Genomic DNA, 26,155 nt, shown 5'->3' on the forward strand with positions numbered 1-26,155 from the left:
CGCTCCACGGAAAACCTGCCAGCTATGGGCAGCAACCTCACGCTTCTACGCTATCAATGTCACAGCTTTTTTAGTATATATGATACAAACGCTTTTTGCAAGGTTTTTTGTGCAGATATTGTATTTTTTTTGATACAATACCTCCTATTGCATTCAGCCCATTCATTATATTAAAATACTAAAAGTTTTCTTTATTTTCTCCATCACTTGCATCCTTTGCATATTCTAACTCATATATCTCTATCGATTCCCTCAGCCTGCGGCATTTCTTTTTAAGCGTCTTGACGTGCTCGTCCAGCTGCGCCTCTTCACGGCAGTATTCTATCTTCTTAAGCTCTTCTTCTCATATCCGTATAGGCGGCCCCAGGGCGTCCCATAGAGACCATGCCACGTATCGTTTCTATGATATAGTTCAGCATGGAATTAAGCTGGTCATAATGCGCTTTTAAAGCTTCATGCTCGCTTTTCCACTTATCTTCGTCCACCGTCATTCCGTCTGAAAAATACTGGCGGAGGCAGCCTCCGTACGCATCGTTTGCCTCCATCATCTCAGAACAGAAGCCGGCGATTCCGTCCGCGACGGGCTGATGCATCTGCCCTATATAGCTCTTATGGTTGTTATAGGCCGTGCTTTGAAGGCCGGCCTCTCCTTCAAAAGACCGGAACGCCTTGCCAAGCGTGCCGCTTTTCATCCAGACATCCGACAGGTATCTGTTCATGGAATTGAGTTCCGACAGTACCGTACCTACATTCATCTTTACGCCCATACCTTTCTCCTTTCCTGCTTATGTAACAATGCTCATTCCTAACCATTCACATCCCGGATCCTCTGCTCTGGCTTGACACTTACATCTATCTTTACTTTATTGTACGCCGTACATATCGTTAATACTATCAACCCTGCGTTTCCTTTCCCTTCTCAGCTTTCCTGCATATAAGTATGCGGCTGCCAGCACCGCGGCTGCGATAATCTCTATCCAGAAAATTACGTCCGATCCGGTACCGGCTTCCTCTTTTTCTATTTTATTCCCGATATTTTCCACAGTCCCGGAAAACACCTGACTGCGGATAACATCCAGCTTCTCTTCTCCGTCATTCGTGGTGACAAACACCTGCTGTCCGATATACGTTATGTTATGCACTTTTTCTATCTCTTAGGACTGTATCTTTTCCTGTGATCTGTCTTCAAATACTGGTACGCCGTACAGGTCACAGAGTGAGATGCCGGTCGCGCCTTTCTGTTCTGTTATTACAGAAGTATCCCACTCTATGTCTGTATCTTCCCGCTGAACCTGAACTTCTTCTGTCTCCATATAGCCTCCCATTGCATTCGCATTGCCGGACGTATCATCAAAAGGGGAGCCGGAGCACCCGGCCCTTGGCCCCCATCGTCCTATCTGCCTGAATTGGCCGCACTTGCCGCCTGGTCTGCCTCTTCATAGTATGTCGCATTCTGCTGCAGGCCTGTCCCAATATCCTGAATCAGATCCTGGATTGCCTGGAAACTTGGCGCCAGTTCCTGATAGCGGGTTATGTACGCTTCTGCTCCTGCTCCCTGCCACAGCTCCGGCAGCTTGCTGTTGACAATCGTATCCAGAAATGAGCGCAGCTCCGTATACTCCTGCATTGCCCTGACGCCGAGGATGGCAAATGCACCGAGCACTTCCAGTACGGCCCTGCCGGTTGCCGAGGCCTCTTTTACCTCGCTTCCTGACGCAGGTACAGCGTCATCCTCCAAATTGCCGCCATCGGTATTGCCTGCCGTATTCTGCTCCGTCACCCAGAAAGGATCCACAATAAACCGGCCCGCTTCCAGATTCTCTGCTTTTCCTATCCTAGTGTACGGCAATTTGCCCGTAAAGCTCTCCATCCGTTCCTGGTTGTCCCGGCTGCTCTCTTCCTTTACTTTCTGTGCCCCTGCAAGCCCTTGTACGACTGCTTCTTCCGATGCTTTTGTCGCCTCTTGTATATGCTGCTGCAATGCCACTTCATTAGCCGTGTAGGTCTCATAGGTCTTTACCATGCTCTCCAGACGATCCGTGTCTTTTTCCAGCACCTCCTTCTGCAGAGAACTCGTACTGTCGTGCATGTCTGCATATGAATCCTGTATTGCGCTGCTGTCTATATGCCCAATTGGATCATATGCTGTCATCGAGCTTTGGAATGTGGACAGCTTTCCATCGGAATCGGCATAGCTGCTTTGGAAGGCATGTTTCACTTCGTCGGCCCTGTTAAGCAGAGGGGATACGACATCGCTTCTGAGGCTTCTTATAATATCATCCAGTTTTGTCTGGCTGATTGGCTCAATCTTATAATCTTCATCTGCCGCCAGGTCAACGCCCGATGCCGCAAGGCTGTCCGCAAACAGCCTGTCCGCCTCTTTTCTATTCTCCTGCGCATCTCCTTCTGTGAAGGTTCCGTCCTCATCTTCTACGAACCGTTCTATGCCGCAGCCTGGCAACAGGCTTAGAGCGATTGCTCTTATTTCTGCTTCGTCCCGGATATCTGCCGAAGCCGCTCCCTCCCTATAGGTGCCGCTGCTGTTCTGCCGGTAATCTGAAAGCAGCCGCTCCAGCTCTCCCGCATTCAAGGTTCCATCCGCTGCCGTCAGCGTGTATGCAGCTCCGTCCATCGTAACGGTCCCATCATGGACCGTCCATACTGGCGGAGAGCCCGTATCATATGTACCGGTACTCAGAACACCGGCGATATCGTCCGCCATCGACTGTATGAAAGAATCGACCTGTTTAAGAATCGTTATCTTTTTCTCCTGGGCGAGCTGCTTATTGAACTCATATGTTAAATTTGACTTGGACATCACCGTATTCAGACTTTCGATATCTGCAGAAAAGCCTGCCGGTATAACGATATAAGCCACATAATCTCCCGTCTGCACTCCATTCCTGGCATATTCCAGACCTGCGTATACATATTGCCGCCGGAAAATGAATCAGGCTTGCGGCATAATTGACCGCTCTGTCTCCACTTATCACTCCCTCGTCCAGATTCACGAACGCAATTATGTTGCTCTCGTCTTCCCGCACGGTATCTGTCATATATGCCATACTCACTCTTCCAGCCATAAAACCAGCTGCAAGCATTACGATATTACGGATGACCGTCTTATTTCTCAACCAACCGCCCTCCTCTCCACGCCCTTTGTCCTTTTCTTAACCGGTAATGGCAGGCCATTTACAAATAGACCTGTCGCATTATATTACTATCTTATAATCTTGATCTGTAAAATCAAAGCAGATATCCTTAACTGGTCGATATTTGCCCTTTAAATTATCAAGTATAAACAGCAATTCAAGTGTCCAATTTTAGACAATTTATACCATTTATCGTTTTCTATGTACACAAATCGCTGTCGAACCGTTGGAGGCTTGTCTTTATTTGGCTATAATCTATAAATTCAATTGACTTTTTCTATAGAAATTGATACAATTGGAACAAGAACAGACAATATTTTAACAAGCATATATACAAATCGGGGTGTATCTATTCTTGTCAGCTGGTTACATAAATATATTGTTTGTTTTCGCTATTTTTTAGTATCTTTATAAACAATCTGGAGGGATGAACTATGGATGTTATTTTGATTTTACGTATTGTGTTAGGTCTGTTTGTATTAGTATCAGCTATATTCTTTATTAAAGACCTTGCGGCACACAAAGAAGAACTTAAGGGCGGCAAGCCTGTTGCTCTGGCTATTATTGGTTTTATTACCAACTGGCTCGATACATGGGGAATCGGAAGTTATGCTACTACCCAGGCTGGCTTCAAATTCACAAAGTCCAGCGAGGATATCACAATGCCCGGTACACTGAATGTAGGAGATACCTTCCCTGTAACGTTGGAAGCGCTATTATTCTTCAGTTTTGTAAACATCGACCCACTTACATTAGTACTTATGCTTGCCGCAGCTGTTATCGGAGCACTTGTAGGTGCCGGTATCGTATGTAAATGGAATCTTAAGATGGTTCGTATCGCTCTTGGTATCGGTCTTCTTATCCTGGCTATTGTTCTCGCTTCTAAGAATGCCGGAATCGGACCTTTCGGTTTAGTTGGTGAAGCAACCGGTCTGACAGGTATCAAGTTAGTTATCGGTGTTGTTATCAACTTCTTCTTGGGCGCCCTGATGATGATTGGCGTTGGTCTCTACGCACCATGTATCGCTCTTGTTAGTGCTCTTGGCATGAACGTTGGTACTGCTTTCCCAATCATGATGGGTTCTTGTGCATTCCTTATGAATGCTGCATGTTTCAAATTCATCAAAGAAGACAAATACGACAGAAGAGCTGCTCTTTATCTGGCAATATTCGGATGTATTGGTGTATTAGGCGCTTATCTGTTAACAAAGTATGCATTCTCAATGTACGTTCTGACTTACCTGGTATGTGTAGTTATGGTCTTCACGGCAATCATGTTCTTCAAAGATGCAGCCAAAGCTTAAGCACAATTTTATTATTTGATAATAGAAAGGACAGCTTCTGCTGTCCTTTTTATATTCCGATGCATAGTATAAAACAGCACAAATTCGTGGAAAAGTAATGCTTGTAGAAACGTAAAAAGCATATTATAATATGTAAAACAGCGGGTATCGTAGTTCCCCGCTTACACTCAAATAATCAACACAATAAGGAGATACCATTTATGACCCCGGTATACGAAGTAAAAACAACACATACACAGAAAGTATTGGAGGATTTCATAAAATTTACATTTAGAATCAAGTATCCTCGTGTTACTACGCATCTTCTCATATTATCAGCCTGTTTTGCCGCTTTTGCTTATTTCACAAGAGGTGGCGCGGGAATGTACATATTTATTGTACTGGCAGTCCTTCTTGCAGGGTTTACTTTGAACAGACATCGTATCAGTTTCAGAAAACTTGCCAAAGTAGATAAGAATTACCAGAACCAGAGCGAAATACATCTCGTCTTTGGAGAGAGTGAGTTTCATATAGAGAACATTGATCTCGACCAGAATGAACGTATAAAATATGCGGAAATCAGTTTTGTATATGTCGATGACAACAACTACTATATCAGTATCAACAATGAAGATCTGCAGCTTCTTCCCAAGTCAGACTTTGTTCTGGGAGACCCGACCCAGTTCTATGATTTTCTGTCTGATAAGACAGGTCAGCCAATACGCCCACTCTATATACCATGGAAGGTCCGTATTCAAATGATGATGGAATATCGGGATGTACGGGCGGAACAAGTAAAAAAACGTCAAGAGGAAAAGAAAAAAAACAAAAGATAATGCCTCTTTGCTCTTTTACCATTTTACTATGTTAAAGTGCATTAAAATTTAATAATTTATTGTCTTTTTATTGATATTTTGCATAAAAATTAATTTTTTATTATACTTGTATTGACACTTAAATTTATTAATGATATATTAATAGCAACTTAAATGTACGAAAACCAATGGCGGTTACCTCGAGCAAGGGAACTGCCTATTTTTAAAAAAGTACAGGTAAGTTAACACCAATATGGTTGTAATTGCAGTTAAGCTGCCGCCGACCATTTCCCCCAAGAATGGTCCTGCGGCAGTAGACTTCAATTGATATATACATCCTCTTTAGTAGGAGCATTCCCCAGCTTTGTATATAAACAAAACTGCAATGCAACGAGGAAAGACCTCTCAATGACATACCAAAAAGAAAGGGCACGACATACCGTATGTCGTGCCTTTTCTTTATCCATGAGCGCCGATAGACCGGCTCATTTGCATAACTATACATATGCTAGAATTATTATTAATATCAGCACATAAAAGAGAAGGAGGTCTACTATGGAAGACGAAAAAAGAAAACAAAGAGAGGTCACAGATAAAAAGGATGGCGCTTCAACAGACATAGAAAAAGAACTGTCTGGCACCTGGGCTGCCGACGCGCAAGATGACCTTGAGGACTGGATCGAAGAGCAGGGGATTCAGCTGCGGTATTAAATGGGAGTTTAAGTAAAGTGGCTGCGGGCGGGGAGCCGGGTGGCATCTGCTCCGATGCGTACGAGGCTCTGACTATTTCACGTATCCCTAACCCTGCGGAATGTGCGCCGACAGCGGCTTACATCCCGCAGGATAAGGGCTACGGAAAGGATTCTCCGCCTCTCCCGCTTGCACCTGCGCATCTACCACCCGGCTCCCCGCCCGCTATCTACTTCACTTAACAAGGGCGAGGATGGCCGTGCGGCGTTACTGGCCAGCGGATGAACGCTGGCTGCGTCAGTTGAATGATAAAATATCGCAAGCTTAATGTGAATAACACAAAGAGCAGATGAATGATAAGAGTTTTGCTAGTCCACATGAATCAGGCTGGCGAATATGTTCGTTGTTAAGCATTTGCAGCGAGGCGTGCACGCCGTTGCTGCAAGAAGAGCCGGAACCAGGCAGGAGATGTCATCTCAACATCCCCGTACCTGATTCCGGCTCTTCTTCATTACGATTACTTCCACCAAGGTTATCCACTTGCTTCGCCTTTAATCACTATGCTGACATAGCCAAAGCCCTACCATCAGCCGACAGCGCCACACATCCGCCTTCGCCCGTGCCAGTAAAGTAGATAGCCGATGGGGAGGTAGGGGACAGATGCGCAGGTATAAGCGGAAGGGACGGAGAATCCTCACCAGATTCCTTGGCTTGTGGGATGAGAGCCGCAATCGGCGAACATTCCACAAGCTTAGGAATCTGTGTGATAGTCGCAGTTCCCGGACGCATCGGAGCATCTGCCCCCTACCTCCACAGCGGCGTCCACTTCACTAAACTCCTATTTCTTGCGCATTTTCAGCTTCAGCAGCGCTGTCGCTTTCCTGCAGTCCAGCTCTACCATGTTGTTCTCTCCGACCACATTGGTCTCTGTTCCGTCCGTGCTTTTGTTGATATCCACGATGCCATCCAGGTAGTCGTTCATTACGACGAACTGAGCCACTGTTCCGTTGAAATTCAGCCCCGTTACTGCGATTCCACGTGTCCCGAGCTGCTCGCATGTATTCGTGTAATCTACATCGCTGTTGCCCCATCCGTCAGATGATATGATGACTCCGTCAGCACGCATAGCTTCCGCCCATACCGCAGTCCTCGTGCCTACCAGCATCTTGTCTTCGTTATCATCCGGCGTCCCCACGATGATGATTCCCATTAGATCCAGGTCCGTATCACTAGACACGACATCCAGCAACGGATCTCTGAAGTGATGTAATGATGTTTCCTTTGTTGATGGTCCTATTCCCATGATTACACCTCCTACTGCATGGACCGGATAATGCCGTCTCTGTACTCGTTAGGTGTAACGAGTATCGGCATATTGCCCATGTCGATGATTGAACGTCCGCCTTCGACTCCTGAAGGTTCCTTGGCGAATAAATGTGTGTCATACATAGCGCCCTGACCGGCAACCTGCCTTACGATAAGGACACGCTTCTTGCCGGGTCTTACGATGTCATGATATTCATGGCGTTCCGTGCACTTTTCACCCTTGAACTTCTTCAGCTTGTCGCGGTACGACTGGATGAACTTGTCGCATGCACGGTGGGCCGCCGTAGGGCCGGGCCTCTCCTGCCCCATTCCAGCGGCAAGCGTGACATCAAAGGAAATGATGTAATCGTTATCTCCTGGAGTCCCTGCACGGTTCAGATAGAGCTGCTCTTTCAGATTCCCCTCTGAAGATCCGAACTCATGGCACTGTTTGCCGTTGACATCTACTCCTGTAAGCATCATGTATACACCGGTTACGGTATGGGTAATGCCTTCTCCGAGCTTTCCTAGCACTTTCGTCGAGACAGGGATGATGTCCATGATCGTATTCGTCCAGCGGTCATGGTCGCCTGGCTTGATAATCTGGATATCGATCTTCTCAAGATGCTCTTCTTCCGCTACCAGCTTATCAAGCATTTCTTTACTGACTGTCATATGACCGTCAACCGTAATGTCGTTGTGTTCTCCCCATTCCACATCATTCATATGGAATGCTTTGATTACAAGTCGTCTCAGGTCTTTTACTTCTTCAGCCAATTTAAGTCACCTCCGATATTTGAGATCTGTTGTCATACTATGTTTACAATATGTTGGATACTTTTCCGATATATCGTTATATCACTTTTCAAAAAAGGGCAGATGCAAAACATCTGCCCTTCGATTAGAACCTGCGTTCACTAAATCTTAGCTACATATTCGAATGGCAACGGAACAATCTTTCCTGGTGTCTGGATCTCAACTAACTGCTCCAGAGTTGCCTTTACGATCTGTGTCTGCTGTTCAACGTTGTGCGGTCCTCCGGCATTAGCACCCATAGGTACCAACGGAGCAACTGCACGAGGAGTACCAGTCTGACGTACGACCGGTGGAAGAGCTGCAATAATAATTGTAGGAATTCCAGCTTCTTCAATTGCTCTCTGCACCAATACTGCAGAGCGGTGGCAGGTACCTCAGCCAGCGGTGAGGATTACTGCATCTACATCTTCCTCTTTGAACATCTGTGCGATAGCCGGACCAGTTTCGCCTTTGAACTTCTCCTGGTTTCCGCCGCCACCCATGAATCCTGCATGTACCGGAGCGCAAGCTCTGATAAATCCTTCAGCAGCTAATTCATGAATCCTGTCTATTGGGAACATACAGTTGATGTCTTTGTTAACATCACTGTTGTCATATCCACCATGGGATACCATCAGCTCGCTGGATGGTGTTGTGTTCTCTATTTTTCTCCATGTAAAGTCGCCGGCAAGATTGAATCTTTCCTGGCTCTTTGTATGAACACCGGCAGCTGTCGCAAGAGCGATAGACATGTCTTTCAGCTCTTTCGTTACAGGAGTCCATACTGATGGCGGAGTAATAGGAACGAATATTTCAGATTGTAAACCTTTAACAACCGTTAAACTCATTTTTAAGCCTCCTTATTATCCATACGTTGGCGCATCTCTTCTTGTTTGCGTCTTTCTTTTTCAATGTTGCTGATATACTTGTCATTTACCTCATCCCCAAGCTGTTCCGGAAAGCTCATGTTCCATCCCACTTCCTGGCCGATTTTCAGCTCATAGTCGCAGATAAACATTCTCTTCGGGGCTTTGAAGAAGCCCAGGCGCCCTTTCAGGTCGACGCTGATGCTGCAGTCGTCGATATCCACGATAACGCCTTCCATGTAAATGACCTTATTACCATAATTCAAACGTTCATTGTTCATTCAACATTACCTGAATTAACTGTATTTTTCTTTACGCTTCTGGCTCATAGGGAGTGACTGCTCATTTTCAACGAGGTCAATCTTAACGCCTGCAGCAGCTTCAATCAATTCAACGTTTGTAGATTTAACGTTTGGATTCCATTTCTTCTCAGCAGCTTTAACATCTTCTCCGGCCATAGCAGCTTTCAGCATAGCTAATGCACGAACTGCATCTTCCTGGCAGAGTGTATTGTTACCAAGAATCTCATTCTCGATACCGGCTTCTGATTTGTTATTGTCAACCATGTAGCTCATGTACTTGTTACCAACAACAAGCGCGCCCTGTACTGCACAGTAGGACATGCCGACAACCGGAGTTCCTCTCATACCGATCTGCTCGATGTGACTTGCAAAGTCGATATGGTTGTTTCCAAAACCTTCTGTTGTTACGAAAGCTCCGTCAGCGTCCATAGCTTCTACTGTCATGCCGACACGTCTGGATACATAGAATTTCTCAGCATTAATCTGCGGGCTTCCTACGAATACTACGCCGCAAAGGTCAACTTCCGGATCATGCAGAGCTTCAAGAACCAATGGCTCTCTCCAGTAATGTCTGGACATCTCTTTCGATGCAGGTCCGATACATGTCAAAGCATGGATACATCCGTCAAGAACCTCCAACGGAGATACGCATACAGGTACGTTTCCTAAGTCTACGTTAGCTCTTGCGCCAAGAACGCCAACAGGCTCTACAGGAAGGATGAAGTTGTCATGCATAGCACCCTGTCCCATGATTTCCTTAACGATAACAACTTTCTTCTTGCCAGGACGGCGAACCTGCTTCAGCTCTTCCGTATCAGCTACAAGGCTCTCGTCAAGCTTCTTCATAACTTCACGGATTTCCTGTGTGATGAGGTCGAATGCTGTATGAGCAGCCATAGGTCCACGGCGCTCCATGTTCGTCTTCTCCTGAACAACGATGTTACCTTTGATAAAGATTTCGCCTTTATCCGGGCAGCTTGGACGGTTCCACATGATGTTCTCGTCAAGGTATCCTTCGGAAGAACCGAACTCACCAATCTGAACTCCGCCTTCATCTACACCTGTCAGCATCATAACAACGCCGTCAAGTACTCTCGTAACACCTTCGCCGACTACGTCATCGCCTTCTTTTGTAGCGATTGGCTGAACATCCATAACTGTTTCAGAATATGTGTGATATAAATCAGGCGTGATGACTTCCAGTTTGAAGTCTTTAATCAAATCCTGATCAGCAATAACATCTGCTTCAATTCCTTCACGGATGTAAAGAGTTGTACCTTCGATCTTAGTCTCAGGCCCTCTCTTAACTTCTGTGATAGTGAAGTGTTTTCTTGTTAAGCTTCTAACTACTTTTTCTTCGCCAGCTGCTTCCGGAGCTGCTGCTCCTGCTACTGCCGCTTCTGCGCCTGCCGGCAATGGAGCAACTGCTGCGCCGCCGCCAAGAGCGCCAACCGGGATTTCAAGATCGATGTCTTTACCTTCCCCAATGTGGATTTTCAATGTTCCGCCTGCTGTCGGTCCTGCAACAGGTGGTGCAGCCGGTGCCGGAGCCTCCGGAGCTTCCTCTGCCGGAGCTTCCTCTGCTGCCGGAGCGCTTGGAGCCTTTGCACCTTCTACTACATCTGCTGTAAGCGGGCAAAGTGAATCACAAGTCTTTGTAAGTTTTGCTCCTAAAACTTGTTCGATGGTCAATGCACCATCCAGGTTCAGTAATCCTGAGTCTACCAAATCATCAAAGATCGCTGGATCTTCAAGATTAGCAGCTTCGATTGTAATGCCTGCTTCGGCTCTACAACATAATACGGCAGGATCATGAGCATGTTCTTTAGCTGTTTCAGCTGTGATTGACATATTTGTTTCCCTCCTTGTTTGGTTTTGCTTAAGTATCCATTCTGGGCACTTATTAAAATTATATATACAGCCACATATGATACACGGAATACCTCTCGACTTCCGCCCGCAAAAGAATCGGGGGTCTTCTGCAGTTCATCATGCGCGGCAGTAATACCATTGTCCGCAGACTTATTTCCCTTCCGGAAGCTGGTCTACTTCTTTAGAAACAGTGAGTCTCCTGTACAGAGGATGACCGATTGTTCTCATAACATGGTCTGTCTGATGGAATGTTTTCAGCTTCAGTTTCGGCGCAGAACCCATGACTGTATTAGAGCAGTCTGAGCAGTTGCCGATAATGATGAATTCAGCTCCATCCTTCTTGAACTGGAGGCACTTCTGTGCCTGGCCAGGACAGTTTCCAGGATTTTCGCACTTGAGCGGTGCGCCTGGCTTTGGTTCAATCGCCTGTTTACATCTTGCCACAGAAACAACCTTCCCATTCATCTTTTCACAGATTTCACGCATACGGTCTTCGCTTCCGCCGCAGGCACATACCAACAGACCCACGTTAGCGCCGTGTAAATCCGGAAATTCAACTGTAACGATGATGCCGCCCGTCGTTTTTGTCACAGGTGCATCTAATGTAGTGGACTTACCTGTAAATGGTCCACCCATGATAATCTCTCCATATGTACCGTCGATGCCGCCGGCTTTCTCAATCATATCGCCCACGCATGTTCCAACCGGAACGTCCATATATACGTGTGGCTCGTTTCCACCGTTCAGCTTGCCGATCACTGTCATATTCTTGCTGTAGCAAGGCTTCTTAAGCTCAATGGCTTCTGCGATACGAAGCAGCGTCTCACAATTGATTACAACCGCATCTGCTGCAGAAGGAAGCTGCGTAGGATCCAGAAGCTTTCCAAGCGCCTCTCTTACGACTGCTCTTTCCTCTCCCATCGGGTAGATATCCGGAAGGAGATGGATTGTAATGCTGTCTTCATCTTTGATAGCTTCTCTTAATATCTGTATTGCTTTTTCATTTTTCTTCTTGATAGCAATGATACCTTTTGCAGCGTTACAGACTTCCATACAGTATTTCAGCCCGCGGATCGTGATATCAGTCTGTTCCTCAATCTGCTGGATGTTATGGCGAAGTCCCGGCTCGCACTCTGCTGCATTCACCAACACATAACCGCCCTTAAGGTCTGTCCCGATTTTGACTCCTGTCGGGAATCCGGCACCGCCCATACCAACGATTCCAGCTTCCTTTACCATCTCAAGCTTGCTGCCTTCTTTAATAGGTACAAACTCGTCTTTCTGCTCTTCATCAGGCTTGATGATAATACGGTCATCCGTCACTTCTTCCACTACACCGTACACGCTGGAAAAAATGTTAGCGCCAAGACCTGTAGGTGTTGCAATCAAGGTACCCTTTTTAACTTCATCCCCAGCCTTTACGATTGCCTCACAGGGTGCACCAACATGTTGACGTAATAAAATCTGCACATTTCCCATGACATCTTTCTCCTTTATTTTCTTTTTTTATAAGTAAAAAACGAAACATACATCCCGTTTACTTATTACATGTCCGCAACATACCATTTTGGTCATTTATCAATTTTATCTATAATTACAATATATTGTTATCGCTATTTTTTTAACGCTATATATGTCTTTTTTGGCGGAGGCATGTGGGAATCGAACCCACCCAGGACGCTCTTAACGCCCCACACTAGTTTTGAAGACTAGGAGGCACACCAGTCACCCATCTACCCCCATGGTTCTTGCCTCATGCGTCTTGACTATAACACAATTTTATGCATATTTCAACCGTTTTTATTTACTTTTTATCTTACCAAAAAATCATTGACTTTTCAAGGTTTATCGTACATAATAATTGTAGCAGACTGAACGTGATACTAGAACGCGGTCTAATTGTTAATTTTATATCGTTGTTGCATGCGATATTGGGTTTCTTCTGAAAAAGGCACCGAGGGGACAAGGGAATCTCCGACGTGTTTTTATAAAAACTTATAGAAACTGTCTATGAGTAAATCTTAAGGAGGTAATGAATTATGGAGTTAAAAGCAAATGTTAACTTCAATCGGTTTGAGCAGGCATTACAGGTAGTGGACGCTCATACCGTCGGCGAGTTCTGCCGCGTAGTCATCGGAGGTTTTCCGGAGCCGGAAGGCAGCACGATGATCGAAAAGAAAAAATGGATGGAGAACAACTACGACCATGTTCGTACGGCATTGATGTTCGAGCCAAGAGGACATCATGATATGTTTGGGGCATTCCTGTGCGAGCCGGTCAACAAAGAGGCTGACTTTGGCGTAATGTTCATGGATACGGGCGGATACCTTAACATGTGCGGACACTGTACGATCGGTGCTGTAACCGTAGCAGTAGAGGCCGGGCTCGTAGAGTCCAAAGAAGGTGTGAACGAAGTTGTTCTGGAAGCGCCTGCCGGAATTATCCGTACAGAAGCAGTTGTAAAAGACGGCAAGGTTGAGCACGTTACGCTTACAAACGTACCGGCTTTCGTCTATAAAGAGAACCTCTCCGTTACAATCGACGGGAAAGAGATTCCATTTACGATTTCATTCGGCGGAAGCTTTTTCGCATTAGTAGACACGACGAAGATCGGCATCGAAGAGATCAGCCCGAAGACGGTTCCTGACATCACCAAATTAGGAATGAAGCTTCTGGATGTCATCAACAAAGAGGTTCCGGTCAAGCATCCTCTTCTCGACATCGATACGGTTGACTTGGTAGAGTTCTATGGACCGACGCCAAACCCGGACAAGGCAACTATGAGAAACGTGGTAATCTTCGGAGATGCTATGGCTGACCGTTCACCATGTGGAACAGGAACAAGCGCTAAGCTTGCGACGCTTCACCATTGGGGAGAGATCGGCGTAGGCGAAGAATTTATCTACGAAAGCTTTATCGGCACTACGTTCAAGGGTATCATCAAAGAGACGACAAAGGTCGCTGACTACGATGCAGTGATTCCTATGATTACAGGAAGCTGCTACCTGACAGGTGTTGCTACATACTTGATCGATCCTACAGATCCATTGAAATATGGGTTCCAGGTCGGTTAACATCTGCCGGAATTAAAGTTGGTACTGCGGTAGTTATAGAAGCGGATTAGTTCATAATCCGCTTCTCTTTATATAAAGGCATATCAAAACAGGCTGTGCAGCGCACATCTGTCCGCGGTACACGATATGTCAATCTAGAGAAGGGAATGGGTGAGGATGCCACGAAAGCGACAGTCCACGAAGAGCCGCATCGTAAAAGCTGCCTGGAATCTGTTTTATAAGAACGGTTATGAGCAGACGACCGTAGAGGATATCATAAGTGCTTCAAAGACCTCTAAAGGCACCTTCTACCACTATTTCAAAGGGAAAGAGGCACTGCTGAATTCCCTGTCATATCTGTTTGATGAAAAATATGAAGAACTGGCAGCAGTTATCGACCCGAACCTGTCTGCTTATGATAAGCTCCTGTTTTTAAACCATGAGCTGTTTTATATGATAGAGACAAGCGTAGATATCAAGCTGCTTGCGCTGCTTTATTCTTCACAGCTTGTCACGAAAGATAAAAAGTCTCTTTCTGACAGCAAACGTTTTTATTTCAAATGGATTACCGAGATTCTGGAAGAAGGTCTGGAAAAAGGGGAATTCAAGAACACGAGCACTGCCGAAGAGCTCATGGCCATCTATGCCATGTTCGAGCGTGCACTGCTGTATGACTGGTCGCTTTTCAAGGGAAGATACTCGCTTTCCCAGTACAGCGACAAGCTTCTGCCGCATGTGCTTGACACATTCGTAAACGGTGTATAAATAACAGACGGCAATACAAATATGCCCCGGAGTACAGGAATCCTGCCTGTATTCCGGGGCATGTTCAGTTCAGAATCGGTTATCCTATACCATGCACTCGTGCATGTCCTCTTCTTCAATGCCGGCTTTTGCCATCATCTCTTTCATCTGTTCCCTGTCGTCAAGCTCTGCACACCAGGACAGGCCGCAGCCTGCGGATATTGCCCTGGGAACCGGGATGATCCGCCCCGGAGCACCGTGCGCCTTACACGCCTTCTCCATTGCCATCGCATCGGCTGTCGTATGGAAGGTGACGACCAGCTTTAGCTCTTTTTTTCTCATGCCTATTCGATTACCACTTCGAAATAGCCTTCCTTCTCCGTCGATACCGCAGACTTTCCATGTTCTTTCGCATACTTTTCTACGTTCATCTTCTGATGTGGTTCTGTGACAAGAACCTTTACCGCCTCTTTGGCGTCTTTCATCGCATCCGCCGTCAGCATAAGCGGCTCCGGACAGGAGAGGCCTCTCGCATCTACTTCCTTCATATTATTTAACCTTCTTTCTCAGAATACTACTTATAAGCCTGTATTTCAATATAAAAACACAATTATTTCGCTTCTTTACGCTTGTTAGTAAACGCGATGACAAAGCATGCCGCGATGCAGATTATGCATGCCACCTTACCGTTAAGCGGAACTGCCCCCGCGACAATCTCACCTGTCTCTGCGTTGGCAGCGGTACCGCTTGCCGCGAGGCCAAGGTTATGGCAGAGCGCTGCACCGACAAGCATTCCGATTACCGTAACTGCAGAGTCAGAAGAGCCCTGGCCCGCAAGGATAAGCTGGCGCAGCGGGCATCCCCCTGCAAGTACGGCGGCAAAGCCAACCGCATACATGCCAAGAATATTCCACAGATGCTCGGAATGGGCGATGATTCCAGGCGTGTCGAATCCGAATACGAAACGGCCTGTGGCAATGTTGAATACGAGCATGACCACGAACAGGCCGCCAATCACGCTGAACAAGTCAAAGTTTTTCATCAGGATAATATCACGGATGCTTCCTGCAAAGCACATTCTGGACTTCTGTGCGAACGCGCCGAATACAAGGCCCCCTATCAGTGATGCTATGAGCGGCGCATGCATGCTTCCAGGTCCCGCTTCGCTCGCCTTCAAAAGGGTTGTCCCGATGGAAAGGACAAGTATCCCCAGCATGAGAAGAGGCAGCACCATACCGCCTGCCTTATTCGTCACATGTGCTCTTCCGAGGCTGAACCCCTTCTTTAAAGCTACAACTCCGGAACCAACGCCGAGTACGAATCCAATCAGCGCTACCCACGCGTTAAGGTCCCCGGCCGACATCCGGATGACCATACGGAGCGGGCATCCCAGAAATACGAGGGAGCCTATCATAATGATAAGTCCGAGCACAAACCGTGTCATCGGTGAAGAGCCCGCCGTGGAACGGTACTCTTTTGTCGCCGCGGAAATAATAAACGCACCGAGTACAAGTCCGATAATTTCTGGTCTTGCATACTGTACAACTTCCGCCTGGTGCATTCCCAGAGACCCTGCGGTATCTCTGATGAAGCATGCGATACAGAACGCCATGTTAGCCGGATTGCCGAAGTATGCCAGACATGCCGCTACAAGTCCGCATATTACGCCCGCAAGTGCAAGTTTCTTCTTTGAATCTGATAAATTCATGTTTCTCCTCCTTTAGCAACTCTCATTTGGCCCGGTCCTTCTTAGTCACCCCTAATCAGTCCGCTGCCAATTCTCGGACAGCCGCTATTGCGGTATCCACTTCTTCATCGGTGTTATAGTGGGAAAAGCTGAACCTTACAGCTCCCTGCTCCACAGTGCCAAGCGCCTCATGCATGAGCGGAGCACAATGTCCACCCGGCCTTGTAGATATCCCATATGCTGTAAGAAGTTCATCACTCACTTCTGAAGAATCATAGTCACCGATATTGAGCGCCACGATTGCACATCGCTCTTTTACGCTGTAATCGCCATATACTTTTACACCGGGGATATCCTTTACCCCGTTATAGAACCTCCACATAAGCTCCTGTTCACGTCCGCGTATCTTATCTATCCCCTCTTTTTCCAGATAAGAAAGCGCCGCATTCAGGCCCGAGATCCCATGTCCGTTTAGCGTCCCTGCCTCCAGGGCAGTCGGCATCTCAACAGGATGTGTCCTGCTGAATGTCTGTACCCCGCTCCCTCCGCTTTTCAGCGGACGGACGGCTACGCCTTCCCTCACATACATGCCTCCGGTGCCCTGTGGACCAAGCAGGCCTTTATGGCCTGTAAAGCACAGCACGTCTATGTTCATCTCCTGCACGTCAATCGGAAAGACACCCGCCGTCTGCGAGGCGTCTACCACGAATAGAATGCCATGCTTTCGTGCAATTTCCCCTATAGGCTCCAAGTCTATATAATTACCCGTCAGGTTCGAGCCGTTCGTAATGACAATCATCTTTGTAGAGGGACGTATCGCCGCCTCGATGTCTTCCGGCCTTACCGTTCCAAGCCTGCTGCTTCTTACAATCGTAAGCCCGTTCCCGCGTTCCGCCATCTCATAGAGCGGCCGGAGCACGGAATTATGTTCCAGCATCGTCGTCACTACATGGTCCCCTGGTCCGAGAAGCCCTTTGATTGCCACGTTAAGGCTTTCCGTCGAGTTGGCGGTAAAGACGATCTGTCTTGGGTTCTCTGCATGAAACAGAGCGCATAATTTTTCTCTTGTATCATATATGATCCTGGAGGCGCTCAGGGAAGCCTCGTTGGCTCCTCTTCCTGCGTTCCCCATCGAGCTCATAGCATTTATGACTGCATCCAGCACTTCCTTCGGCTTGTGCATGGTAGTCGCTGCATTATCCATGTATATCATCCGTACATACGTCCTTTCGTATTTCAAAGCATATACCTATACTTGACAAGGGTAGGTATATGCTATAGTTAAGTATATTACCATTCTTTTCCTTCGTCTAATCAAAAAGCTCCATAAAAAACACCAGTTATAGACAGTTTCTATAATTGGTGTCTTCTGCTCTATTTATCCTGATATATAGACCTTACCACCTTAATGAAACGTTCTGCGGAACGTGACAGCTGATAATTTTTATTATATACGAGGTTGATATTACGTCCTTCGTCGGAAAATGGTATGGGAAATACGAGCAGGTGCCCGTCTTCCGCCTCGTCCGATGTAGCAAGCTTGGACAATACCGATATCCCCATCCCCTGACGCACGGACTTCTTGATCGTCTCCTGGTTTTCGATGCTTGCGATGATATCCAGATCCGCCAATTCCACGCCGGCCCGCCGGAGCTGCTTCCCTGCCTCCTTGCGTGTCCCGGATCCTTCCTCACGCATGATGACGTGTTCCTTCGTAACCCATGATATATCTTCTCCGCCTTCGTCCCGTATCCGCCTGTACTTATCCGTATTGGGCGTGATGATGACAAGCTCGTCTTTGTAGAAGGGTATATATTTGCAGTGCTTCTTCTCCAGCACGGTGCCGGTGAAGCCCACCTCAGCCAGATGATCCACAATCTGTGCTATTACCTTGCTGCTGTCCGTCTCTATTATCTTCAGCTGCTCCTCCGGATATTTCTCGCTGAATTTTATAAGCACCTTCGGAAGAAGATACTGGGACGGTATCGTAGATGCCGCGATAGTTATACACTGCTTTTTCTCCTTCCGCGACGAGCCGAACTTTTCTTCTATCTGGCTTTCCAGATCTATCATCTGCCTTGCGTATTTGTATAGCTCCCTGCCGTCGTCCGACAGGCTCACTTCTTTTGTATTCCTTACGAACAGGCGGACATTCAGCTCTTTCTCCAGCGAAGATATATGTGCGCTGACCGTAGGCTGTGTCAGGTATAGCTCTTTTGCCGCTTTGGAAAAGCTTCCTCCTTCTGCCACCTGTACAAAGGCTTCTAACTGTTTTAAATTCATTAGTATGCTACCCTCTCACTCTCTGCCCCGGTCTTCTTGGTCACCCTGATGCTGTCCATATATTCCAGGATCGGTTTCGCGCTCTTCCGGCTCGTGCCGAACATATCGCGCACCTCCGCTATCGTTATGACCGGATTCTCCCTGAGCTTTCCGCTGATTCTCTCTCTGGCTTCATCCATGTAAGATTTCAGCGTATACGTATCTTCCGCGACCTTCACAAGCCGCTCTTCCTCAAGCAGTATGTTCAGTATATCATCTGATATCTCCCGGCTCGTCCCCTTCATATCCATGTCCGAATATCGGACAAAATCATACCCGGCCTTTTGGACAGCCCCGGTAATCAGGCCGGACACCTTGTCGTACGTCTTGTCCTTACGCACCTCAAATTCAGGCGTACAGAGGAATTCATCCACCCTCCTGACCTTTCCGTCTGCCTCCAGCAGCTCTACCACTTTGTCGAATACATTCGGCTTCATCTTCTGGAAATAAGTCATCTGGACTTCCGCCTTCTTCATGCCGTAGCGGTACGGATGCTTTTCTTCATAGGCCGCCAGCGCCAGCGTTATCCCTTTTGCAGCCTCCCGGGCGGCGTCTGCATGCCATACATAGGTATCTTTTCTCATGGCAAAGGAATGTACCATCCCGCTGCCTTCCAGCTCTTTTACATCTTCCTGCACTTCTTCCATGGACAGCGCGGTCAGCTTCGCCAGCTCGGCCAGCGTAATCATAGACTGTCCGTGTTCTTTTACGTGAAGTTCTATTACATCGACAGATGATCCGGATTCTTTCCGCCTGAGCTCTTCTATCGCGTCGTCCCGGAAACGTTTTTTCACTCCCGGGTTCGGTTCCAGCACGACGCCGCCGCCAATCGTCTCCATCGGGGAGTAGAACCGCACGACGAATTTGTCACCCCTTCGTACCGCGATGCTTTCCTCCAGACGGAGCTGTACATAGCCGCTCTCTCCCGGGCCTATCTCGTCCGCGTCGAGAAGGACTGCCCGGCAGAGCACCTCGCTGGTCCCGGTAAAGAGATGCAGCCTCGCATGGTGGGTCAGCACCCGCATCGAGGACTCGAGGACATCGAGACGTACATCCAGCAGGTCTGTCTCTTTCATGCTGTCAGGAGGCGCAAGCACACAGCCTCTTTTTATCTCCTTTTTCTTAACATTTGATAAGTTGATTGCCACACGCTGGCCGGCAAAACACTCTTTCACATCCTGCCCATGCACCTGGATGCTCCTTATCTTGCATGGCTTTCCGACAGGATACAGCTGCAGCGTATCCTCTTTCGTAATCGTTCCTGTTACAAGAGTCCCGGTTATGACCGTGCCAAATCCGGAAAGGGTAAATGCACGGTCGATCGGAAGCCTTGGAATCGTATGGATATCTTTGGGCACCACTTCGTCCCGCGTCATCCGTTCGATGATGCTTATGAGCTCCGGCAGCCCTTCCCCGGTTGCCGCCGACACCTTTGCCACCGGCGCGTATTCCAGAAACGTCCCTTGAAGCTCGTCCCTGAGCTCCTCTTCTACCAGCTCCAGCCATTCTTCATCGACAAGGTCACATTTATTCAGAACAATGATACTCTTCTCGATGCCGAGCAGATGAAGGATGTCCATATGTTCCCTCGTCTGGGGCATGATCCCTTCATCCGCAGCGACGACAAGCAGGACCAGGTCCATGCCGACGACACCGGCGACCATATTGTTGATAAACTTTTCATGCCCCGGAACATCGATGATGCCGGCACGGTCTCCGTTCGGAAGGTCGAAATAGGTGAATCCGAGGTCGATCGTTATGCCTCTCCTCTGCTCTTCCTCCCACCGGTCTGTATTGCGGCCTGTCAAAGCCTTGATCAGCGTAGTCTTTCCATGGTCTATGTGCCCGGCAGTGCCTATAATAATGTTCTTCATAATCAAATGCTCCTTAACGTGATGCGATAAGACTTGTCTCTTCCAGTACATCCAGTTCTTTTATCTGCTCTGTAATCAATTTGAAATCTCCTCGTCCAAGCGTGCGGACATCCAGGAGGACCGTATCATTCACCGTCCTCGGAATTACCGGCACCGGCAGATGCCGGAGACGCTCTTCAAGCTCCGGCACGCTGATTTTCTCCGGATGGACAGACACGGCCATGCTCGGTATCCTTTCCAGGGGAAGGGATCCCCCGCCTATCTGCGACTCGCAGCGCTCCGCCTTAATCTCTGCCGGCAGATGTGCATCTTTCAGCATACCGGCAAGCTCACGGGCCTCCTTCTCCACCTCTTCAAGGGGCTTTGTAATCATCCGCAGCACCGGGATGTTTTCCACCGCCTTCTTTTCAGAAAGATACTCCTGCAGCACAAGTTCCAGCGTGGCGGCTGTAAACTTGTCGATACGCAGGGCCCGCGTCAGCTGGTTCTTCTTCATCCTATCGATATATTTCTTCTTGCCGATGATTATGCCTGCCTGCGGACCGCCAAGCAGCTTGTCCCCGCTGAAGCAGACGACATCCGCGCCTTTGGCAATCGAGTTCTGTACCGTGGGTTCGTACGTGAGGCCATATCTGCTCAGGTCGATCAGCACGCCGCTGCCCAGATCCTCTATCACGGGAAGGCCATGCTCCCTTGCAAGGGGTACGAGCTCATCAATCGGCACCGTATCGGTAAACCCCACGATGCGGTAATTGCTCGTATGCACCTTGAGAAGCGCCTTCGTCTCTTCTGTGACAGCATGTTCGTAATCGTCATAGTGGGTCTTATTCGTCGTTCCGACTTCGACGAGCGTGGCGCCACTTTGTTCCATCACATCAGGTATGCGGAACTTGCCGCCGATCTCCACCAGCTCACCCCGGGAGACGACCACCTCGCCCCCCTTTGCAAGAGAACTCAGGATGAGCATGACCGCTGCAGCGTTATTATTCACTGCCATGGCGGCTTCCGCCCCTGTCAGCTTGCACAGCAGCTTCTCAAAGTGGGAGTACCGCTCGCCGCGCCGCCCCTCCTCCAGATTGTATTCGAGATTAGAGTATCCGGTAGCAATGGCAGCCACCTTCTTCATATGTTCCCCGCTGATGGGAGCTCTGCCCAGATTCGTGTGGAGGATAGTCCCGGTCCCGTTGACGACCATGCGCATATTCGGCCTGTGCATGGCTGCCACTGTCATCTCGATATGGGCCGTCAGCATCTCCGTCTGCGCCTTTGCCGCCTCCTCGTCATCACATCTGCCGATAAATGCACGGAGCCTGTCCGTCTCAATACGGATCGCTTCCATCACCGTATCCCTGCTGTAATGTTCAATCATCCCCTGGACGGCCTTGCTCTCCAGGAGCACGTCCACCTTAGGAATACCGCGGTACAACATGTTCTTGTCCATAATACTGTTCCCTTCCAAAATAGTTTGAATTGTGTGAGAATCTTCAAAGGGGTCAGACCCCTATAAGCATAGGGGTCTGACCCCTTTTAAAACAACCTGATTAATCTGTCACTTTTCTCGGCTACCTTCCCGATGACTGACACTTCGGTATCCATTCCTGCTTGTTGGAAATCGCGCACCATATCTGCAAGGTTTTCTTCTGCCACGCTGATGAGCAGGCCTCCGGAAGTCTGCGGGTCATACAGCAGATCCAGATAATGTTCTTCCACGGATCCGGCATCTACTTTATCTATGGAATATCCTCTGTTCTTGTATGCCCCTCCCGGAATCAGACCCATCTTCGCATAATCGACGGCGTCGTCAAAATAAGCGATGTCACGGACGTTCAGTTCAAACGTGACGTCACTTGCGGATGCCATCTCCACGCAGTGCCCCAGCAAGCCAAAGCCCGTGATATCTGTGCATGCTGATACGTCGTAGCGCTCTACGACCTGTTTTGCCTTCTTATTCAGCGATGCCATGACCGTCTGTGCCTCCCGGACAGCTCCTGCGGATGCCATCTCTGCTTTGATGGCCGTATTGACGATGCCGCTTCCTATCTGTTTGGTCAGCACGAGGATATCGCCCGGCCTGCATCCATAATTCTTAAATATCTTGTCCGGATGCACGAAGCCGGACACGCACAACCCGTATTTGGGCTCGTCATCCTGTACCGAATGGCCTCCGACCAGCACGGCGCCGGCTTCCTTGACCTTCGCGGCACCTCCTGCCAGTATGTCCCCGAGTATGGACGGATCCAGACAGTTCGGAAAGCCGACGATGTTCAGAGCCACCGCAGGCTCTCCTCCCATAGCCCATACATCGCTCAGAGAATTTGCCGCTGCAATCTGCCCGAACATATACGGGTCATCCACGATAGGCGTAAAGAAGTCGACGGTCTGAATCATGGCAATATCGTCTGTCACCTTATATATGGCTGCATCATCTGATGTCTCAATGCCTACTATTAAATTTTCATCTTCAAACTTCGGCAGCTTACCCAGAACCTGGGCAAGGGTCTCCGGACCTATCTTGGCCGCTCACCCCGCAGTCTTGCTCAGCTGTGTCAGCCTCACTTCTGGCTTCATATGCCTGTCATCCTCCTGTCTGTATCTGGACTGACCCGTATCTCCGGCCAGCTTCTGCTTCCGTTATGGCTTGACGATCTTAGATGCGCCCGCCATGGTCTCTACTATGCTGTACATATTGGTCACTGTACCGACCGCAAGCTTTTCCTTCAGGCCATAGTAGTCAAGGCATGTCCCGCACGTCATGATCTCGACCCCCTGGGACTCAAGCAGCCTCAGATCTTCCAGAGAATCCGAGCCCTCCGCCGTAAGGGTCGCGCCCCCATTGTAGAACAGCATCGTCTTCGGAAGCACATCGAGCTGCGTTACGGCAAAGATGAAGCCCTTGATAAGCACCTTCCCGAGTTCGTCATTTCCCGTGCCCATCCGGTCGGAGGAAACGGCAACTACAAGGTTCCCGGCCTCCTCAGCCTTTTCAGCCGGAATGTCATCCATCTGTATGGTTATCTTATATGCTCCTTCGGCCGTCTGCTCTGAAGCAGCCTTGCCTCCCTCGCTTTCCGCCATCTTCGTCACATTCTGCACCGCAATCTCATTGTCTACCAGAACTTCAATCGTCTCCGGCCCTGTAAGCGCCTGCATTGCCTTTTTGGTCTTGATAACCGGGACAGGGCAATTGTCTCCCATTGCATTGACTGTAATCATCGTACTTCCACCTTTCAGTAATTTGATGTTCCCATCACCTGGCACTTATAGACATATTCTATCACTAATGCCATAAAAGGTAAATGGGTAAATGCTATTTATCTCGTATAATATTGCGGGACAAGACCTCTTTCCAGTCCCACGATATGATACCGTCCATTATGGTAATATGCCGGTTTCAGGCCGCCTTTCCTAAATGCACGAAGCAATTCCTCCTCCGTCTTCACTTCTTCCGGAAAATAAGTGGCACATACGCCGACCTTTTCCGGTACATGGCAGTCGCTGGAGCCCAAAGTGACAAGATCAAGCCTGTCGGCATAAAGCGCGGCCCTGCCGCATGCCTCACGTGATGTACTTCCGTTCAGCACCTCAATGCCGTCCAGCCCCTTCACCTTCAGCAGATGCTCTTCGAGCCCCCTGTTGTTATTCCGGAACGGATGCGCGGCAAAGCAGACCCCGCCCTGGGCCTTGACCATATCAATGAATTCCTGCGCCGGTATGCGCTCCTTGGGATATTCTCCGATGCCGAACGCTACGATATCGCCTTCCAGAGAATAATATTCAATCCCCGTAAAAATGGGAAAATCCACTTCTGCCGAATATTCCCGGGCATATTCCCGCAGCCCCATGCTGTCATGGTCTGTTATGCAGATACCCCCCAGCCCTTTTTCTCTTCCTAGCTCCACGATTTCACGCAACGTAAGGAAACTGTCTTTTGAATAGGTCATCTCATGCATATGCGTATCAATAAACATGCCATCCACTCCTGTCTGCTTATAGAAATTAGAAATAAAAAATATACCAGTTACCCGCAATAATACCTATGTTCATTATATAAACCTTCCGTCCCGTCATCAAATAGACCTTTTTTATAATAGACGGCTATTATAGACATTATCTATATGATGATTTTATAGAGATTCTGTGATATACTTGTCCCATAACATATGCGGAAAAGGGCATTTCTCCCCTGTTCCGCATAAATATTGAGGAATACCGACAGAAAGGAATCTCATATACATGTGGATTGCAGACCAATGGAACGATTATGAAGTATTAGATTGCAGCAGAGGCGAAAAGCTCGAACGATGGGGCCGCTTCGTCCTTGTGCGCCCGGACCCCCAGGTCATCTGGGATACCCCGAAGGAAAATAAAGGATGGCACAACAAAAACGGCCACTACCACCGCAGCAAGAAAGGCGGCGGAGAGTGGGAGTTCTTTCATCTGCCTGAACAGTGGCAGATCCACTATAAGGAGCTGACTTTTAACCTGAAGCCTTTCAGCTTCAAGCATACAGGACTCTTTCCGGAACAGGCTGTTAACTGGGACTGGTTTTCCGATAAGATTAAAAAAGCAGGACGCCCTGTAAAAGTTCTGAACCTGTTCGCCTATACCGGCGGCGCCACGCTTGCGGCGGCAGCGGCAGGCGCAAGCGTCACCCACGTAGATGCCTCGAAGGGAATGGTTGCCTGGGCAAAGGAAAATGCAGCGTCTTCCGGACTTTCCGACAGGCCCGTTCGATGGCTTGTGGATGACTGCGTCAAGTTTGTAGAACGGGAAATACGCCGGGGCAGCACATACGACGCCATCATAATGGATCCCCCTTCATACGGGCGGGGTCCAAAAGGGGAAATCTGGAAGATTGAAGATGCCATACATCCGCTTATCCGACTATGTACGCAGCTATTGACAGAACGGCCTCTTTTCTTCCTTGTCAATTCCTACACGACAGGGCTTGCTCCTGCCGTGCTGGCCTATATGCTCGGCACCGAACTTAAGAAATATAACGGACGTGTAGAAGCCCAGGAAATAGGGCTGCCTGTCACAGACTCCGGACTGGTACTGCCCTGCGGGGCCTCCGGGCGGTGGGAAGCTTAGTAGTAGGTTTCGTAAAGGAGACGCCGATGGGGCGGTATGGGGCATCTGCTGCGATTCGTCCGGGAACTGCGACTATCACACAGATTCGTAAAGCAGGAAGAGCCGGAATCAGGTACAGTGATGTTATCTCATATAACATCGCCTGCCTGTTTCCGGCTCTATTTAATCCTTCAGCCGACGCAGCCAGCGGCTATCCGCCGGCCAGTAACGTCACGCAGCCACCCCTTCCCTTGCCAGTAAAGTAGATAGCCGGGCGGAAGCCGGGTGGCAGATGCGCAGGTGTAAGCGTAAGAGGCGGAGAATC

General features: G+C 48.4%; 31 protein-coding genes and 1 tRNA gene. 8 read left to right on the plus strand and 24 right to left on the minus strand.

Translation table 11 applies throughout. From position 1 onward, the window contains the following. Positions 1-329 precede the first annotated feature (329 nt). From E1963_RS08985 to E1963_RS19440, 5 genes are all read right to left on the minus strand, one after another. Positions 330-767, minus strand: coding sequence for a hypothetical protein (locus E1963_RS08985; RefSeq protein WP_132277258.1), 438 nt, complete (start codon positions 765-767; stop codon positions 330-332). 96 nt (positions 768-863) lie between these two features. Next, a complete protein-coding gene (locus E1963_RS08990) occupies positions 864-1,142 on the minus strand; it encodes a hypothetical protein (RefSeq protein ID WP_132277260.1) in 279 nt (92 codons plus the stop codon). 12 nt (positions 1,143-1,154) lie between these two features. Next, on the minus strand, positions 1,155-1,313 hold the full coding sequence (locus E1963_RS19655) for a hypothetical protein (protein ID WP_167482153.1): 159 nt from the start codon (positions 1,311-1,313) through the stop codon (positions 1,155-1,157). Between the two features lie 80 nt (positions 1,314-1,393). Beyond that, positions 1,394-2,878 (minus strand): WXG100 family type VII secretion target, encoded by a 1,485-nt coding sequence (locus E1963_RS08995; protein WP_132277262.1) that lies wholly within the window; start codon positions 2,876-2,878, stop codon positions 1,394-1,396. Further along, positions 2,793-3,134 carry a hypothetical protein gene (locus E1963_RS19440; RefSeq protein ID WP_145964175.1) on the minus strand — a complete coding sequence of 114 codons (342 nt, stop codon included), beginning with the start codon at positions 3,132-3,134 and terminating at the stop codon, positions 2,793-2,795. The genes E1963_RS08995 and E1963_RS19440 overlap by 86 nt, the downstream gene beginning before the upstream one ends. A 452-nt stretch (positions 3,135-3,586) precedes the next feature. Between E1963_RS19440 and E1963_RS09000 the strand changes: the two genes are divergently transcribed. From E1963_RS09000 to E1963_RS09010, 4 genes are all read left to right on the plus strand, one after another. Next, on the plus strand, positions 3,587-4,456 hold the full coding sequence (locus E1963_RS09000; RefSeq protein WP_132277264.1) for a permease: 870 nt from the start codon (positions 3,587-3,589) through the stop codon (positions 4,454-4,456). Between the two features lie 362 nt (positions 4,457-4,818). Beyond that, a complete protein-coding gene (locus tag E1963_RS09005) occupies positions 4,819-5,271 on the plus strand; it encodes a YcxB family protein (protein ID WP_243117650.1) in 453 nt (150 codons plus the stop codon). A 534-nt stretch (positions 5,272-5,805) separates the two neighbouring features. After that, on the plus strand, positions 5,806-5,961 hold the full coding sequence (locus E1963_RS19660; protein ID WP_167482155.1) for a hypothetical protein: 156 nt from the start codon (positions 5,806-5,808) through the stop codon (positions 5,959-5,961). A 17-nt stretch (positions 5,962-5,978) separates the two neighbouring features. Continuing rightward, positions 5,979-6,182: a hypothetical protein gene (locus tag E1963_RS09010; RefSeq protein ID WP_132277266.1), complete on the plus strand. Its 204-nt coding sequence runs from the start codon at positions 5,979-5,981 to the stop codon at positions 6,180-6,182. Positions 6,183-6,498: 316 nt separating this feature from the next. On the opposite strand, the gene E1963_RS09015 is transcribed toward E1963_RS09010, so the two are convergent. The 9 genes from E1963_RS09015 to E1963_RS19665 all read right to left on the minus strand — a co-directional run bounded on the left by E1963_RS09015 (position 6,499) and on the right by E1963_RS19665 (position 12,821). Continuing rightward, the gene (locus E1963_RS09015) at positions 6,499-6,729 is read right to left on the minus strand and encodes a hypothetical protein (protein ID WP_132277268.1); all 231 of its coding nucleotides are present in this window, start codon (positions 6,727-6,729) and stop codon (positions 6,499-6,501) included. A gap of 49 nt (positions 6,730-6,778) precedes the next feature. Next, positions 6,779-7,243, minus strand: coding sequence for a glycine/sarcosine/betaine reductase component B subunit (locus tag E1963_RS09020; protein WP_132277270.1), 465 nt, complete (start codon positions 7,241-7,243; stop codon positions 6,779-6,781). A gap of 11 nt (positions 7,244-7,254) precedes the next feature. Continuing rightward, entirely contained in the window at positions 7,255-8,022 is a 768-nt protein-coding gene (prdD, locus tag E1963_RS09025) for a proline reductase cluster protein PrdD (protein ID WP_132277272.1), read from the minus strand. Positions 8,023-8,162: 140 nt separating this feature from the next. After that, positions 8,163-8,408, minus strand: coding sequence for a proline reductase (locus E1963_RS23500; protein WP_004607306.1), 246 nt, complete (start codon positions 8,406-8,408; stop codon positions 8,163-8,165). A gap of 27 nt (positions 8,409-8,435) precedes the next feature. Next, positions 8,436-8,888 (minus strand): glycine/sarcosine/betaine reductase selenoprotein B family protein, encoded by a 453-nt coding sequence (locus E1963_RS23505; protein WP_465221081.1) that lies wholly within the window; start codon positions 8,886-8,888, stop codon positions 8,436-8,438. A 2-nt stretch (positions 8,889-8,890) separates the two neighbouring features. Beyond that, positions 8,891-9,187, minus strand: coding sequence for a CBO2463/CBO2479 domain-containing protein (locus tag E1963_RS09035; protein WP_132277276.1), 297 nt, complete (start codon positions 9,185-9,187; stop codon positions 8,891-8,893). Between the two features lie 15 nt (positions 9,188-9,202). Beyond that, positions 9,203-11,059 carry a D-proline reductase (dithiol) proprotein PrdA gene (prdA, locus tag E1963_RS09040; RefSeq protein WP_132277278.1) on the minus strand — a complete coding sequence of 619 codons (1,857 nt, stop codon included), beginning with the start codon at positions 11,057-11,059 and terminating at the stop codon, positions 9,203-9,205. A gap of 171 nt (positions 11,060-11,230) precedes the next feature. Then, the gene (prdC, locus tag E1963_RS09045; protein ID WP_262200689.1) at positions 11,231-12,577 is read right to left on the minus strand and encodes a proline reductase-associated electron transfer protein PrdC; all 1,347 of its coding nucleotides are present in this window, start codon (positions 12,575-12,577) and stop codon (positions 11,231-11,233) included. Positions 12,578-12,723: 146 nt separating this feature from the next. Beyond that, positions 12,724-12,821, minus strand: a tRNA-Sec gene (locus E1963_RS19665). Between the two features lie 298 nt (positions 12,822-13,119). On the opposite strand from E1963_RS19665, the gene E1963_RS09050 reads away from it, so the two are divergent. Further along, on the plus strand, positions 13,120-14,154 hold the full coding sequence (locus E1963_RS09050) for a proline racemase family protein (protein WP_132277282.1): 1,035 nt from the start codon (positions 13,120-13,122) through the stop codon (positions 14,152-14,154). Between the two features lie 156 nt (positions 14,155-14,310). Further along, positions 14,311-14,898, plus strand: coding sequence for a TetR/AcrR family transcriptional regulator (locus E1963_RS09055; RefSeq protein WP_066572448.1), 588 nt, complete (start codon positions 14,311-14,313; stop codon positions 14,896-14,898). 84 nt (positions 14,899-14,982) lie between these two features. Here E1963_RS09055 and E1963_RS09060 read toward each other — a convergent pair whose 3' ends face one another. From E1963_RS09060 to E1963_RS09105, 10 genes are all read right to left on the minus strand, one after another. After that, positions 14,983-15,219 carry a putative Se/S carrier protein gene (locus tag E1963_RS09060; RefSeq protein WP_132277284.1) on the minus strand — a complete coding sequence of 79 codons (237 nt, stop codon included), beginning with the start codon at positions 15,217-15,219 and terminating at the stop codon, positions 14,983-14,985. A 2-nt stretch (positions 15,220-15,221) separates the two neighbouring features. Further along, on the minus strand, positions 15,222-15,425 hold the full coding sequence (locus E1963_RS09065) for a sulfurtransferase TusA family protein (RefSeq protein WP_066572438.1): 204 nt from the start codon (positions 15,423-15,425) through the stop codon (positions 15,222-15,224). Positions 15,426-15,487: 62 nt separating this feature from the next. Continuing rightward, positions 15,488-16,585 (minus strand): YedE family putative selenium transporter, encoded by a 1,098-nt coding sequence (yedE, locus tag E1963_RS09070; RefSeq protein WP_132277286.1) that lies wholly within the window; start codon positions 16,583-16,585, stop codon positions 15,488-15,490. 55 nt (positions 16,586-16,640) lie between these two features. Further along, positions 16,641-17,777 carry an aminotransferase class V-fold PLP-dependent enzyme gene (locus E1963_RS09075; protein ID WP_132277288.1) on the minus strand — a complete coding sequence of 379 codons (1,137 nt, stop codon included), beginning with the start codon at positions 17,775-17,777 and terminating at the stop codon, positions 16,641-16,643. Positions 17,778-17,938: 161 nt separating this feature from the next. Next, positions 17,939-18,847, minus strand: a complete 909-nt coding sequence (locus E1963_RS09080) for a selenium metabolism-associated LysR family transcriptional regulator (RefSeq protein ID WP_132277290.1) — start codon at positions 18,845-18,847, stop codon at positions 17,939-17,941. Beyond that, a complete protein-coding gene (gene selB / locus E1963_RS09085; protein ID WP_132277292.1) occupies positions 18,847-20,760 on the minus strand; it encodes a selenocysteine-specific translation elongation factor in 1,914 nt (637 codons plus the stop codon). Before selB ends, E1963_RS09080 begins: the two co-directional genes overlap by 1 nt. A gap of 13 nt (positions 20,761-20,773) precedes the next feature. Then, entirely contained in the window at positions 20,774-22,201 is a 1,428-nt protein-coding gene (gene selA / locus E1963_RS09090) for an L-seryl-tRNA(Sec) selenium transferase (RefSeq protein WP_132277294.1), read from the minus strand. Positions 22,202-22,287: 86 nt separating this feature from the next. After that, positions 22,288-23,328, minus strand: coding sequence for a selenide, water dikinase SelD (gene selD / locus E1963_RS09095; RefSeq protein WP_132277296.1), 1,041 nt, complete (start codon positions 23,326-23,328; stop codon positions 22,288-22,290). Between the two features lie 63 nt (positions 23,329-23,391). Beyond that, complete coding sequence (yedF, locus tag E1963_RS09100) at positions 23,392-23,973, minus strand: sulfurtransferase-like selenium metabolism protein YedF (protein WP_132277298.1); 582 nt, start codon at positions 23,971-23,973, stop codon at positions 23,392-23,394. Positions 23,974-24,071: 98 nt separating this feature from the next. Further along, positions 24,072-24,728 carry a PHP domain-containing protein gene (locus tag E1963_RS09105; protein ID WP_132277300.1) on the minus strand — a complete coding sequence of 219 codons (657 nt, stop codon included), beginning with the start codon at positions 24,726-24,728 and terminating at the stop codon, positions 24,072-24,074. A 265-nt stretch (positions 24,729-24,993) separates the two neighbouring features. Between E1963_RS09105 and E1963_RS09110 the strand changes: the two genes are divergently transcribed. Further along, a complete protein-coding gene (locus E1963_RS09110; protein ID WP_132277302.1) occupies positions 24,994-25,851 on the plus strand; it encodes a class I SAM-dependent methyltransferase in 858 nt (285 codons plus the stop codon). Further along, on the plus strand, positions 25,839-26,096 hold the full coding sequence (locus E1963_RS09115) for a hypothetical protein (RefSeq protein WP_132277304.1): 258 nt from the start codon (positions 25,839-25,841) through the stop codon (positions 26,094-26,096). Before E1963_RS09110 ends, E1963_RS09115 begins: the two co-directional genes overlap by 13 nt. The last annotated feature ends 59 nt before the right edge of the window (positions 26,097-26,155 follow it).

The sequence above is a fragment of the Extibacter muris genome (assembly GCF_004345005.1).
Classification (GTDB): Bacteria; Bacillota; Clostridia; order Lachnospirales; family Lachnospiraceae; genus Extibacter; species Extibacter muris.

What these genes read in the sequence shown, in the direction of transcription:
- E1963_RS08985 (WP_132277258.1), bottom strand. Translation starts at nt 767, where the DNA reads ATGGGCGTAAAGATGAATGTAGGTACGGTACTGTCGGAACTCAATTCC.
- E1963_RS19655 (WP_167482153.1), bottom strand. Translation starts at nt 1,313, where the DNA reads ATGGAGACAGAAGAAGTTCAGGTTCAGCGGGAAGATACAGACATAGAG.
- E1963_RS09000 (WP_132277264.1), top strand. Translation starts at nt 3,587, where the DNA reads ATGGATGTTATTTTGATTTTACGTATTGTGTTAGGTCTGTTTGTATTA.
- E1963_RS09005 (WP_243117650.1), top strand. Translation starts at nt 4,819, where the DNA reads ATGTACATATTTATTGTACTGGCAGTCCTTCTTGCAGGGTTTACTTTG.
- E1963_RS19660 (WP_167482155.1), top strand. Translation starts at nt 5,806, where the DNA reads ATGGAAGACGAAAAAAGAAAACAAAGAGAGGTCACAGATAAAAAGGAT.
- E1963_RS09015 (WP_132277268.1), bottom strand. Translation starts at nt 6,729, where the DNA reads ATGCGTCCGGGAACTGCGACTATCACACAGATTCCTAAGCTTGTGGAA.
- E1963_RS09020 (WP_132277270.1), bottom strand. Translation starts at nt 7,243, where the DNA reads ATGGGAATAGGACCATCAACAAAGGAAACATCATTACATCACTTCAGA.
- E1963_RS23505 (WP_465221081.1), bottom strand. Translation starts at nt 8,888, where the DNA reads ATGAGTTTAACGGTTGTTAAAGGTTTACAATCTGAAATATTCGTTCCT.
- E1963_RS09035 (WP_132277276.1), bottom strand. Translation starts at nt 9,187, where the DNA reads ATGAACAATGAACGTTTGAATTATGGTAATAAGGTCATTTACATGGAA.
- prdA (WP_132277278.1), bottom strand. Translation starts at nt 11,059, where the DNA reads ATGTCAATCACAGCTGAAACAGCTAAAGAACATGCTCATGATCCTGCC.
- E1963_RS09050 (WP_132277282.1), top strand. Translation starts at nt 13,120, where the DNA reads ATGGAGTTAAAAGCAAATGTTAACTTCAATCGGTTTGAGCAGGCATTA.
- E1963_RS09055 (WP_066572448.1), top strand. Translation starts at nt 14,311, where the DNA reads ATGCCACGAAAGCGACAGTCCACGAAGAGCCGCATCGTAAAAGCTGCC.
- E1963_RS09060 (WP_132277284.1), bottom strand. Translation starts at nt 15,219, where the DNA reads ATGAGAAAAAAAGAGCTAAAGCTGGTCGTCACCTTCCATACGACAGCC.
- E1963_RS09065 (WP_066572438.1), bottom strand. Translation starts at nt 15,425, where the DNA reads ATGAAGGAAGTAGATGCGAGAGGCCTCTCCTGTCCGGAGCCGCTTATG.
- yedE (WP_132277286.1), bottom strand. Translation starts at nt 16,585, where the DNA reads ATGAATTTATCAGATTCAAAGAAGAAACTTGCACTTGCGGGCGTAATA.
- E1963_RS09075 (WP_132277288.1), bottom strand. Translation starts at nt 17,777, where the DNA reads ATGATATACATGGATAATGCAGCGACTACCATGCACAAGCCGAAGGAA.
- E1963_RS09080 (WP_132277290.1), bottom strand. Translation starts at nt 18,847, where the DNA reads ATGAATTTAAAACAGTTAGAAGCCTTTGTACAGGTGGCAGAAGGAGGA.
- selB (WP_132277292.1), bottom strand. Translation starts at nt 20,760, where the DNA reads ATGAAGAACATTATTATAGGCACTGCCGGGCACATAGACCATGGAAAG.
- selA (WP_132277294.1), bottom strand. Translation starts at nt 22,201, where the DNA reads ATGGACAAGAACATGTTGTACCGCGGTATTCCTAAGGTGGACGTGCTC.
- yedF (WP_132277298.1), bottom strand. Translation starts at nt 23,973, where the DNA reads ATGATTACAGTCAATGCAATGGGAGACAATTGCCCTGTCCCGGTTATC.
- E1963_RS09105 (WP_132277300.1), bottom strand. Translation starts at nt 24,728, where the DNA reads ATGTTTATTGATACGCATATGCATGAGATGACCTATTCAAAAGACAGT.
- E1963_RS09110 (WP_132277302.1), top strand. Translation starts at nt 24,994, where the DNA reads ATGTGGATTGCAGACCAATGGAACGATTATGAAGTATTAGATTGCAGC.